This window comes from Streptomyces sp. NPDC127106, from assembly GCF_042677605.1.
Classification (GTDB): Bacteria; Actinomycetota; Actinomycetes; order Streptomycetales; family Streptomycetaceae; genus Streptomyces.
Genome location: NZ_JBHXTC010000057.1, coordinates 24820 through 35839, shown reverse-complemented (window position 1 = coordinate 35839; position 11020 = coordinate 24820). Strand labels below are relative to the sequence as shown.

At 74.5% G+C, this 11020-nt stretch carries 8 protein-coding genes, 1 tRNA gene and 1 pseudogene; 3 read left to right on the top strand and 7 right to left on the bottom strand.

Annotated elements, in window-relative coordinates:
* Positions 1–55: 55 nt before the first annotated feature.
* Both ACFVGY_RS31460 and ACFVGY_RS31455 read right to left on the bottom strand, forming a co-directional pair.
* A tRNA-Leu gene (locus tag ACFVGY_RS31460) sits at positions 56–140 on the bottom strand.
* Between the two features lie 171 nt (positions 141–311).
* Positions 312–1253, bottom strand: a complete 942-nt coding sequence (locus tag ACFVGY_RS31455; protein WP_385683832.1) for a beta-ketoacyl-ACP synthase III — start codon at positions 1251–1253, stop codon at positions 312–314.
* Between the two features lie 194 nt (positions 1254–1447).
* Here ACFVGY_RS31455 and fdhD point away from each other — a divergent pair, with 194 nt between their 5' ends.
* Positions 1448–2329 (top strand): formate dehydrogenase accessory sulfurtransferase FdhD, encoded by an 882-nt coding sequence (fdhD, locus tag ACFVGY_RS31450; protein ID WP_385683829.1) that lies wholly within the window; start codon positions 1448–1450, stop codon positions 2327–2329.
* Here fdhD and ACFVGY_RS31445 read toward each other — a convergent pair.
* Positions 2326–2805 (bottom strand): (2Fe-2S) ferredoxin domain-containing protein, encoded by a 480-nt coding sequence (locus ACFVGY_RS31445; protein ID WP_385683826.1) that lies wholly within the window; start codon positions 2803–2805, stop codon positions 2326–2328. The genes fdhD and ACFVGY_RS31445 overlap by 4 nt on opposite strands.
* Positions 2806–2814: 9 nt before the next feature.
* Positions 2815–3891 carry a bile acid:sodium symporter family protein gene (locus ACFVGY_RS31440; protein WP_385683823.1) on the bottom strand — a complete coding sequence of 359 codons (1077 nt, stop codon included), beginning with the start codon at positions 3889–3891 and terminating at the stop codon, positions 2815–2817.
* Between the two features lie 182 nt (positions 3892–4073).
* Between ACFVGY_RS31440 and ACFVGY_RS31435 the strand changes: the two genes are divergently transcribed.
* On the top strand, positions 4074–4925 hold the full coding sequence (locus tag ACFVGY_RS31435; protein WP_385683820.1) for a LysR family transcriptional regulator: 852 nt from the start codon (positions 4074–4076) through the stop codon (positions 4923–4925).
* 585 nt (positions 4926–5510) lie between these two features.
* Here the strand turns inward: ACFVGY_RS31435 and ACFVGY_RS31430 are convergent.
* Together ACFVGY_RS31430 and ACFVGY_RS31425 are read right to left on the bottom strand one after the other, a co-directional pair.
* A pseudogene (locus ACFVGY_RS31430) lies at positions 5511–6209 on the bottom strand (IclR family transcriptional regulator C-terminal domain-containing protein); the annotation flags it as partial.
* A 1025-nt stretch (positions 6210–7234) separates the two neighbouring features.
* Positions 7235–7756, bottom strand: coding sequence for an RNA polymerase sigma factor (locus ACFVGY_RS31425; RefSeq protein WP_385683817.1), 522 nt, complete (start codon positions 7754–7756; stop codon positions 7235–7237).
* Between the two features lie 632 nt (positions 7757–8388).
* Between ACFVGY_RS31425 and metG the strand changes: the two genes are divergently transcribed.
* Entirely contained in the window at positions 8389–10104 is a 1716-nt protein-coding gene (metG, locus tag ACFVGY_RS31420) for a methionine--tRNA ligase (protein WP_385683814.1), read from the top strand.
* 272 nt (positions 10105–10376) lie between these two features.
* Here the strand turns inward: metG and ACFVGY_RS31415 are convergent, their stop codons facing one another.
* The gene (locus ACFVGY_RS31415) at positions 10377–10841 is read right to left on the bottom strand and encodes a hypothetical protein (protein WP_385683811.1); all 465 of its coding nucleotides are present in this window, start codon (positions 10839–10841) and stop codon (positions 10377–10379) included.
* Between the last annotated feature and the right edge of the window lie 179 nt (positions 10842–11020).

The window sequence follows — 11020 nt, the reverse complement described above, 5'->3', positions numbered from 1 at the left end:
GGCTCGCCACCCACACCCCCCTCCGCCCCGGCCTCGGGGGGGGCCCTTCCCGATGTGTCCGAGGGGGGACTTGAACCCCCACGCCCGATAAAGGGCACTAGCACCTCAAGCTAGCGCGTCTGCCATTCCGCCACCCGGACTAGGTGATCCGCCCCGGTCTCCCGCGGCGACATGGACAACAATAGCAGGGGTTCGGCGGGGTTCCGACCAGGTATTCGCTCCGGGGTGCTCGCTGACCTGCGGGCATGCCCCCGGAGCCCTGCGAGACGCGGCGTCTCGCGCTCTTCCCCCGGCGGCCTCCGCCCCCGCGGCTAAGGGCAGCGGATGACCTGGCCGGCGTACGAGAGGTTCCCGCCGAAGCCGAAGAGGAGCACCGGGGCGCCCGTGGGGATCTCGCCGCGCTCGACGAGCTTCGACAGTGCCATCGGGATGCTCGCCGCCGAGGTGTTGCCGGAGTCGACGACGTCGCGGGCGACGACCGCGTTCACGGCTCCGAGCCGCTGGGCCAGCGGCTCGATGATCCGCAGGTTGGCCTGGTGCAGGACCACGCCGGCCAGGTCCTCCGGCGCGAGCCCGGCCTTCTCGCACACCTGGCGGGCCAGCGCCGGCAGCCGGCTCGTCGTCCAGCGGTACACGGACTGGCCCTCCTGGGCGAAGACCGGCGGCGTGCCCTCGATGCGGACCGCGTGCCCCATCTCCGGTACCGACCCCCACAGCACCGGCCCGATCCCGGGCTCCTCGCAGGCCTCGACGACGGCCGCGCCCGCCCCGTCGCCGGTGAGGACGCAGGTGGTGCGGTCCGTCCAGTCGGTGATCTCGGTCATCTTGTCCGCGCCGATGACCAGCGCACGCCGCGCGGAGCCGGCCCGGATGGCGTGGTCGGCCGTGGCCAGGGCGTGGGTGAAGCCCGAGCAGACCACGTTGAGGTCCATGACGGCCGGACCGGAGCCCATGCCCAGCTTGGCGGCGACCCGCGCGGCCATGTTGGGGGAGCGGTCGATCGCCGTGGACGTCGCCACCAGCACGAGATCGATGTCGTCGGGGACCAGGCCGGCGCCGGCGAGGGCCTTGCCCGCCGCGTGGTAGGCCAGCTCGTCCACCGGCTCGTCCGGGCCCGCTATGTGCCGGGTCCGGATGCCCACGCGCGAGCGGATCCACTCGTCGCTGGTGTCGACCCTGGCTGCGAGGTCCTCGTTGGTGAGGACTCTCGCAGGTTGGTAGTGCCCCAGAGCCACCACGCGCGAACCGGTCATGGGCGGAAACCCCCCTCTTACGACTGCAGGACCATCCAGCCTGACCGGCTACCGGTGGGTACGCGGGCGTGTGACCCGACAGGATTCCGGATGTGGAATTTGGAGATTCCGCAGCATCCTCCCGGTCCGGGACAATGGGCACCTCAGGTGCACGACGACGTGCACCCCGAGGAGAGAACGGGCGGTCTGATCACATGGGACGGGTCACCGAGCGCCGTCGCGTCATACGGGTGCGGAACGGGACGACCGGGGTCCGCCCGGACACGCTGGTCGCCGAGGAGCCGCTGGAGGTACGCCTGAACGGCAAGCCCCTCGCGATCACCATGCGCACTCCCGGCGACGACTTCGCGCTCGCCGTGGGCTTCCTGGTGAGCGAGGGCGTGCTGGGCTCGGCCGCGGACGTCCAGGCCGTGACCTACTGCGAGGGGGCGGCGGAGGACGGGTCCAACACGTACAACGTCGTCAACGTCCGGCTCGCGCCCGGGGTTCCGCTTCCTGACGTCACCCTCGAACGGAACGTCTACACCACCTCTTCCTGCGGCCTGTGCGGCAAGGCCAGCCTGGACGCCGTCCGCACGGCGACCAGGTTTCCGCTCCCGCCGGCCGCAGGCGACGGCGTACGGATCCCGGTGGACCTCCTCGGCGGGCTGCCGGACCGGCTGCGGGCGGCCCAGAAGGTCTTCGACCGCACCGGCGGCCTGCACGCGGCCGGGCTGTTCACCCGTGACGGCGAGCTCCTCGACGTCCGGGAGGACGTCGGCCGGCACAACGCCGTCGACAAGATCGTCGGACGGGCCCTCCAGGCCGGGCGGCTGCCCCTCGCGGACACCGTGCTGCTGGTGTCCGGCCGGGCGTCGTTCGAGCTCGTGCAGAAGGCCGTCATGGCGGGGATCCCGGTCCTGGCCGCGGTCTCGGCCCCGTCCTCGCTGGCCGTGGACCTGGCACTGGAGTCGGGGCTGACGCTGGTGGGCTTCCTGCGCGGCGGCAACATGAACATCTACGCGGGCGAGGACCGGCTCGACCTCGGGGCGGCCCAAACCGAACCCGCCGCACCGCAGCCCGCCCGCGCTCCCTAGCGGGCGGTCCGGCGGCCGCCGCCCCGGCGGCCCGCCCCACCGTTCGCCTTCCCGCCCTTCGCCTTCCCGCCCTCGCCGGCGGAACCCGCCGGGGCCGGCGGGTCGATGCGGTGCAGGTCCAGCGTCGCCGGGAGCGGGGCGATGCCCGGCCCGCCCGCCTCGGCCCAGGCGATGACCTCGTCCGTCGCGGTGTCGTCCAGGGCCCAGCCGAACCAGGCCGCGCGGGCGCCCCGCCGGCGGGCCTCGGTCGTCGGCTGCACCACGATCACGTTGGCCTGCGCGCACGGGCCGAGGCAGTCGCTCGTCCGCACGGCCAGCCGGCCCCCCGAAGCGGCGGCGGCCTCCCGCAGCCGGGCCAGCTGGCCGGCGTGGTCGGTGCCGGGGTTCTTGCGGGGGTCGCCGCAGCAGCAGCCGCGGCAGACCACGAGGGTGCAGGGGCGTTCGGCGTGGGCGGAGAGCGGGCGAATCCAGGTCACCGCCGCACGTTACCGGGCGCGCGGCGCGGGGTGTTGGGGCCCGGGGGAGACCTCCGCCACATGCCCGGCGGGGAGTTCGGCCTCCGCCCCGGCTTCCGGCTCGGCCCCAGCCTCCGCCCCGGCGTCCCGAGCCCGCCGGCGGGCCAGCACCGCACACACCATCAGCTGCATCTGGTGAAAGAGCATCAGCGGCAGCACCGCCAGGCTCGCCTGGGCCCCGAAGAGCACACTGGCCATGGGAAGTCCGGCCGCCAGGCTCTTCTTCGCCCCGGCGAACTGGACGGCGATCCGGTCCGCCCGGTCGAATCCGAGCCGCTTCGCCCCGTACCAGGTCACCAGCAGCATGGTGGCCAGCAGCACGGCTTCCACGGCCAGCAGCCCGCCCAGCCGTACGGCGCTGACCCGGTGCCAGATGCCCGCGGCCATGCCCGCGCTGAACGCGGTGTACACGACGAGCAGGATCGAGCCGCGGTCGACATACCCCAGGACCGCCTTGTGCCGGACCAGGAAGCCGCCGATGCGCGGCCGCAGCGCCTGCCCGAGCAGGAAGGGCAGCAGGAGCTGAAGGGCGATCTTCAGCACGGCGCCGGAGGAAAGGCCGCCGATGCTGCCGCCGAGCAGCCCGGCCGCGAGCAGCGGCGTGAGGAGGATCCCGGCGAGGCTGGAGAACGAGCCGGCGCAGATGGCGGCGGGCACGTTGCCGCGGGCGATCGAGGTGAAGGCGATGGAGGACTGGATCGTGGACGGGACCAGGCAGAGGAAGAGCAGCCCGCTGTAGAGCGGCGGCGTCAGCACGGTCGGGACCAGGGCGCGCGCGGCGAGCCCGAGGACCGGAAACAGGACGAAGGTGCAGACCAGCACGGTGAGGTGGAGCCGCCAGTGGCGCAGCCCGTCCAGGGCCTCCCGGGTGGAGAGGCGGGCCCCGTAGAGGAAGAACAGCAGTGCCACGGCCGCGGTGGCGGCAGCCCCGGCGACGGTGGCGGCCGTGCCGTGGGCCGGGAGCAGGGCGGCGAGGCCGACGGTGCCGAGCAGGGCCAGTACGTACGGGTCCAGGGGCAGCCAGGAGGGCAGGTGCGGACGGCGCATGTACGGGGCTCACTTGCTGTCGGTGACGGAGGGGTTGCGGGGGAGAGAGCGGGGAGAGAGCGGGGGGAGAGAAACCCGCGGTGCTGCGTTCCTCATCGTCGGCCGCCGCCCGGTCATCGGGAAACCCATACACCGCTCTGACTGTCATCGTGCCGCGTGATGACCGTGGGACCATGGGGGCCATGTACGACCCGGTTCAGCTGCGTACGTTCCTCACGGTCGCCCAGACGCTCAGCTTCACCCAGGCCGCCGGGCGGCTCGGCGTGCGCCAGTCCACGGTCAGCCAGCACGTGCGCCGGCTGGAGGAGGCGACGGGGCGCCCGCTCTTCCTGCGGGACACGCACAGCGTGGAGCTGACGGAGGACGGCGAGGCGCTCCTCGGCTTCGCCCGGACCATCCTGGAGGCCCACGAGCGGGCGGCGGCCTACTTCACCGGCACCCGGCTTCGGGGGCGGCTGCGCTTCGGGGCGTCGGAGGACTTCGTGCTGACCCGGCTGCCGGAGATCCTCGAAGGCTTCCGCCACGAGCACCCGGAGGTCGACCTGGAGCTGTCGGTCGAGCTGTCCGGGACCCTGCACGAGCGGCTCGACGCGGGCCGGCTGGACCTCGTCCTCGCGAAGCGGCGCGGGCCGGGGGACGAGCGGGGCCGGCTGGTGTGGCGGGACCGGATGGTGTGGATCGGCGCCGAGGGACTGCGGGTGGACCCGGAGCGGCCGGTTCCGCTGATCGTCTTCCCCCCGCCGGGGATCACCCGGGCCCGCGCGCTGGAGGTCCTGGAGCGGGACGGGCGGGAGTGGCGGATCGCCTGTACGAGCGGCAGCCTGAACGGCCTGGTCGCCGCGGCCCGGGCGGGGCTGGGCGTGATGGCGCACACCCGGGGGCTGGTCCCGCCCGGCCTGGCCCCCGTGTCGGGGCTGCCGGACCTGGGCTCGGTGGAGTTCGCCCTGCTCCGCGGGGAGCGGGTGTCGGCGCCCGCGGAGGCGCTGGCGGCGGCGATCCTGTCGGGCGCGGACCGCCTCAGCCGCGCGGGCTGAGGCACGCCTCCGCGGGGGCACGCCTCCACGGCCGCGGCACCCCGCCCGTGCCGCTCAGGTGCCGAGGACCACCAGCCCGTCGTGGCCCCGGAGGCTGCCCGGGGTGAGGGGGGCGAGGGTGTGGGGCAGGGCGAGGCGGGGCGGGCCGGGGTCGTCGGGGGCTGCGTCGAAGAGGTACGCCGCCTCCGACGCGCTGTCGCTGACCAGGTGCGGGCCGGCCGCGGAGGCCGTGGACCGGGCCAGCGGGGTGCGGAACAGGCTGCGCAGGTGGCGCAGGGTTTCCGTGGTGACCGCGGTGACCGTGGTGCCCCCGGAGACCGCGGAGACCGCGGAGACCGCAGAGATCGCGGAGATCGCGGAGACCACCGAGCCGGCCGGGGCGGCGTCCGGCCCGGGCCGCGGGGCCTCGGGCGGTGCGCCGTCCGGTCCGGGCCCCGCGGCCCACCCGGGGGCCCCCCTCCCCGCGGCGGCCGTGGTCGCCGCCGTGGCACCGGCCGTGGCACCGGCCGCGGCGGAGGCGTCGGCCGGATCCCTCGGGGCCGCCGGGTTCGGGGCTTCGGACGCGTCCGGCGGGATCGCACCCGCCAGGAGCAGGGCCAGCAGGACCGGGACGGCCTTGCGGCGTAAGGTCTCGGTCGCCCCGTGCAGCCGGTGGGCGTGGACCGCGGGCAGGGACAGCGCGAGGCTGCCGGCGGCGCCGCCCGTGGCGATGGGGACGGCGGAGCACACCACGCCGGGGGAGTACTCGCGCAGGTCGAACACGGGCGCGCCCGGAGCCACCGCGTCCAGGGAGGAGAACAGCACCCGGCTGTCCGTGATCGTCCGGGCGGTGAACCGGGCGGTCCGGTGCCGGGCGACGTGGTCGCGGCGCACGTCGGGGTCGAGTTGGGTCAGCAGGCACTTGCCGACCGCGCTGGCGTGCGCGGCGTCCCGGAAGTCCACCCACTCCCGTACGGGCGGGGTCCCGGGCCCGTCGGCCATCTGCGTGATCCGGACCTCGCCGTCGGCGTACCGGCTCAGGTACACGGCGGCCCCGGCGCTGTCCCGTGCCAGTGCCAGGGTCCGCTGGAGCTGCCCGGCCAGCCCGCGGCCGCCGGGGGCGGCGAGCCGGTCGAGGGCGGGCCCGCGCGCGTACACGCCCGCACCGGGCCGGTACGCGTACTCCTCCTCGCACAGCATGGCCAGCAGCGGCCGCAGCTCCTCCTCGGCCAGCGCGGACTCCCGGGCCAGCTGGCCCGCCCGCACCCCCAGCGGGTGCTTCTCCAGCACCCGTACGACGGCCAGCGCGCGCCGGGCCTCCGCGAGGGCCTCGCCGGAGCCGCCCGCCGGAACCCGGCCGCCGCGTCCGCCGGCGCCGCCGCCGCTCGTGGCCCCGCGGGCGGTTCGGGCCGGCCGCGGATCCCGGAGCGGCGACGCCGGATCCCGGGGCGGCGACCCCGGATCCCGGGGCGCCCCGCCGCCCGGTGCCCCCGGGCCGGGGAGCCCCGTCTCCGCACCCGTGCCCGTGCCCGTCTCCGCACTCGTGCCCGTCGCCGGCGCGCTTCCCGGACCCGCGTCGAGCCCCGCTCCCCGGGCCGCCCCGGGAGCCCCCGCCGCCGGCAGCGGGGCCCGGAAGCCGGCGAGCACCGCCGGCAGGCCCGGCTTCGGCAGCGGCACCGCGCCCAGGTCGGGGTCGTCGCGCTGGTCGACGTACCGCAGGACGGCCGCCTGCGCGCACAGCCGCACCTCGCGCAGGTCGCGGCGCCCGCCCGGGCGGTAGCCGCGCACGCCCAGTTCCCGCGCCCAGAGCCGGGCGTCGTGGTGTTCGCCGCGCCGGGAGTGGTCGAGGAAGAGGCAGTAGGCGGCCGGTGCCGTCCGGGCACGCCCGGAGCCCGCGGCGAACTGCCACCAGAACCGGGCTCCCTCGCGCAGCCCGGCCAGGTGCAGCAGGCAGCCGAAGACGACGGCGCCGGCCAGGTCGGTGTGCGCGCTGGCCAGGAACGCGGCGAGCTGCGCCTCGGCCCCGGGCGCGCAGACCACGGCGAGGCAGACGGCCTTGAGGTCCCGCCGGGCCCGCTCGGCGTCGAGGGGGCTGTCCCGCGCGGGGTCGCTCCACAGGTAGGCCCGCCGCCGGGCCGTGGCCGTTCCCGTGGCCGGGGCGCCCTTGCGGCGGGCGGTGCGCAGCAGCCGTGCCTCGGCCGCGCCGAGGTCGTAGTGCGGGTACCGGTCGCGGACGCCCGCCCGGGCCAGGAACTCGTCCAGGGTGCGCCGGGCGGCGGCGGCCTCGCCGCCGGGTCCCTCGCTGCCCTCGCGGTTGCCTTCGCGCCGCCTCATGATTCGGCGGGGGTGTCGAGCAGGCGGGCGAGCCGCCGGTGCGCCTGGCCGAGCTGTGAGCGGACGGTGGCCTCGTCGACGCCCATCACGGAGGCGGCTTCCCCGGGGGTGCACTGGAGCCCGTAGCGCAGCAGTACGGCGTCGCGCTGGCGCTCGGCGAGCCGGGACACGGCGGAGTAGAAGCGGATGGTGTCGGTGAGGACCTCGTACCGGTCGGCGGCGGCCTCCTTGAGGGCGGCCTCGAACGCGCTGATGTCCATGGGGTCGGGCCAGGAGCCGCGCTGCCGCTGCCGGTCGACCAGCCGCTGCTTGAGGATGGTCCAGGCGTAGGCGTCGAGCCGGTCCATGTGAAGCATGCGTAGCCACTCGTTCATGATCGAATCGAAGGTCGCGTCCACCGCGTCCTCGGCTGCCGAGTCGGAGCCCAGCTGCAGGTACGCGAAGCGCATGTACGAGGGCCGCCGGTTGGCGTGGAAGGCCCAGTAGGACAGGCGTGCCGTCGGGTTCCACTGGCTCATGGGCGTCGGCCGTCGCCGTCGGCTGGGCAGCCCCACCGCCCCACCGGACTCCTCAGGTCCGCCATCGTTCACCGCTCCACCTCACCTCATCCCCTGTGCGCGGCAAGACTGGCAGCGCGGGCGCGTGCGCGGGGCGCAGAAGGAGGAAGGTGGAGGATTACGTTCGGTGATGACCGGCCGCTGACAGACTTCGACCACGCGCCGCCGCAGCCGGTACGTACGCATATGCCCTGGCCATACCCCCCACCTGGGACGGGACAGAACTGCGCCAGGCCGCGCCAGGGTCGCGCCAGGGCCGCGCCAGGCCGCGCGGTCGCCGCGGCCGGCCCCCGGGGAAGAAGGCTGGAGAAGACCAGAGAAGAACCAGAGAAGGCAGGGGAAGACAGGGCCGGAGCCGGCTCGCGCACCGCGTTCGAGCCGGTCGCGGGCCCGGTCCGAGCCGATCGCGTCCCGGCTGTAGCATGACCCCATGGCGAGGGCCGTGACGCAGAGGTCACAACCCTCGCTTTTGCGTTACGTCCACCCAGCGAAATGCGGGCGCGCGGCCTTTCGACGGTTCGATACGATGACCCCATCACAATCCGTCACGGCTCGAACGCTGCAACCGCATACACGAAATGGAGCATCCGAGGATGGCTCGACACCTGATCACCAGCGCGCTTCCGTACATCAACGGGATCAAGCACCTGGGCAACATGGTCGGGTCGATGCTTCCGGCGGATGTGTACTCCCGGTACCTCCGCCAGCGCGGCCACGACGTCCTGTACATCTGCGCCACCGACGAGCACGGCACCCCCGCCGAGCTCGCCGCCAAGGAAGCCGGCCTGTCCGTCTCCGACTTCTGCGCGCAGGCCCACGACGCCCAGAAGGCGGTCTACGACGGCTTCGAGCTGTCCTTCGACTACTTCGGCCGCAGCTCCTCGGAGCAGAACCGCGAGATCACCCAGCACTTCGCGCGCCAGCTGCAGAAGAACGGCTTCATCGAGGAGCGCGCGATCCGGCAGGTCTACTCGCCGGTCGACGGCCGCTTCCTGCCGGACCGCTACGTCGAGGGCACCTGCCCGCACTGCGGCTACGACAAGGCCCGCGGCGACCAGTGCGAGAACTGCACCCGCGTCCTCGACCCGACCGACCTCATCGAGCCCCGCTCGGCGATCTCCGGCTCCACCGACCTCGAGGTCCGCGAGACCAAGCACCTCTTCCTCCTCCAGTCCAAGCTGCAGCACGAGGTGGAGGCCTGGGTCGCGCAGCACGAGGCGGAGTGGCCGCAGCTGGCGTCCTCCATCGCCCGCAAGTGGCTGACCGAGGGCCTGCACGACCGCGCGATCACCCGCGACCTCGACTGGGGCGTCCCGGTCCCGGCCGACACCTGGCCCGACCTGGCCGCCGAGGGCAAGGTCTTCTACGTCTGGTTCGACGCGCCCGTGGAGTACATCGGCGCGACGAAGGAATGGTCGGACCTCGACCCGGCCGCCCGCGACTGGAAGTCCTGGTGGTTCGAGGCTGAGGACGTCCGGTACACGCAGTTCATGGCCAAGGACAACGTCCCGTTCCACACGGTGATGTTCCCCGCGACCGAGCTCGGCGTGCGCGAGCCCTGGAAGCTGGTCGACTACGTCAAGGCGTTCAACTGGCTGACGTACTACGGCGGCAAGTTCTCCACCTCGCAGAAGCGCGGCGTCTTCACCGACCAGGCGCTGGAGATCCTCCCGGCCGACTACTGGCGCTACTTCCTGATCGCCAACGCGCCCGAGTCCGACGACTCGTCCTTCACGTGGGAGCACTTCACCGCCACGGTCAACAAGGACCTCGCCGACACCCTCGGCAACTTCGTCAACCGCGTGCTGTCCTTCTCGCGCAAGCGCTTCGGCGACGACGTGCCGGCGGGCAAGGAGGCCGGCGAGGCCGAGGCCCGGCTCGGCGAGCAGATCGCGGAGCTCCTCGCGGAGTACGAGGGCCACATGGACACCCTCCAGTTCCGCAAGGCCGCGGCCGCGCTGCGCGCCCTGTGGTCGGCCGGCAACTCCTACCTGGAGGAGAAGGCCCCCTGGCTGGAGATCAAGACCGACCAGGAGGGCGCGGCGCTCACCCTGCGCACCGCGATGAACCTCATCCACCTCTACTCGGTGGTCTCCGAGCCGTTCATCCCGGCCTCGGCGCGCGCCATGCGTTCGGCGTTCCAGCTCGCCGACGACACGGCCGCCTGGGTCACCCCGGAGCAGGCCAAGGCCCTGGACGCGGTCCCGGCGGGCACGCCGTTCACCGTGCCGCCGGTGCTCTTCGCGAAGATCAGCGAGGAGGACCTGGAGTCCTACCGCGAGCGGTTCGGCGGCACCGAAGCGGGCTGACGGCCGACCGCGGACGCTGACGGCCGACCGCGGACGCTGACGGCCGACCGCGGACGCTGACGGCCTGACGGCCAGCAGGACCAGGCGAGGGGCGCGACCCCAGAAGGGGCGCGCCCCTCGCGCATGCCGGGACGCGCGGGACGTGCGGTACGTGCGGGGCTTCCGGGACGTGCGGGACTGCCGGGAGGTGCCGGGGCTGCCGGAACGTGCCGGGCTGCCGGAAGGGTGCCGGAACCGGCACCCCGCGTCGTGGCGGCGCTCCCGGCGGGCCGTCACCGGGGTGCCGCGGCGCGGTAGTCCGCCGCGTACTCCCGGACGAAGGCGGCCATCGCCACCACCGTGTTGCGCAGCTCCGACAGCAGCACCCGCTCGTTGGGGGCGTGCAGGTTGCACATGCTGTCCATCGCCCCGAACAGCAGCACCTCCGCCTGCGGCGCGGCCCGGGCGAGGCCGTTCACCAGCGGGATCGAGGCACCCGAGGCCACGAACGAGACCGGGCTGCCCCAGGCCTCCTCGAGCGCGGTCATCGCCGCCCGGTACGCGGGCCCGCCCGTCCGCGCTTCGAAGCCGGGACCGGTGTCACCCGGGGTGACGGTGAGCGGCACGCCGAACGGCCGTTGCGCGAGCAGGTGCCGGGCCAGGGCGTCCAGGGCGTCGTGCGGGTCCTGGAGCGGGTGGAAGCGCAGGTTCAGCCGGGCCCTGGCGTACGGGACCACGGCCGAGGCGGCGTGCTCCACGGCGGGAGCGTCCAGCCCGATGACGGTGATCGCGGGGCCGCTCCACAGCCGCCCGCCGAGCGTGGGGGGGGGGGGGGGCCCCCCCGGCGGCGGGCCCCCCCCCCCCGCGCCGCAAACCACCAAAGGTCTAAATTTGCCCCCCCCCCCCGGGGGCCCCACCCCGCGCGCCCCCCCCCCCC

Excerpts from the sequence above, each read along its gene's own strand:
- ACFVGY_RS31455 (WP_385683832.1), bottom strand. The coding sequence starts at position 1,253 with ATGACCGGTTCGCGCGTGGTGGCTCTGGGGCACTACCAACCTGCGAGA.
- fdhD (WP_385683829.1), top strand. The coding sequence starts at position 1,448 with ATGGGACGGGTCACCGAGCGCCGTCGCGTCATACGGGTGCGGAACGGG.
- ACFVGY_RS31440 (WP_385683823.1), bottom strand. The coding sequence starts at position 3,891 with ATGCGCCGTCCGCACCTGCCCTCCTGGCTGCCCCTGGACCCGTACGTA.
- ACFVGY_RS31435 (WP_385683820.1), top strand. The coding sequence starts at position 4,074 with ATGTACGACCCGGTTCAGCTGCGTACGTTCCTCACGGTCGCCCAGACG.
- ACFVGY_RS31425 (WP_385683817.1), bottom strand. The coding sequence starts at position 7,756 with ATGAGCCAGTGGAACCCGACGGCACGCCTGTCCTACTGGGCCTTCCAC.
- metG (WP_385683814.1), top strand. The coding sequence starts at position 8,389 with ATGGCTCGACACCTGATCACCAGCGCGCTTCCGTACATCAACGGGATC.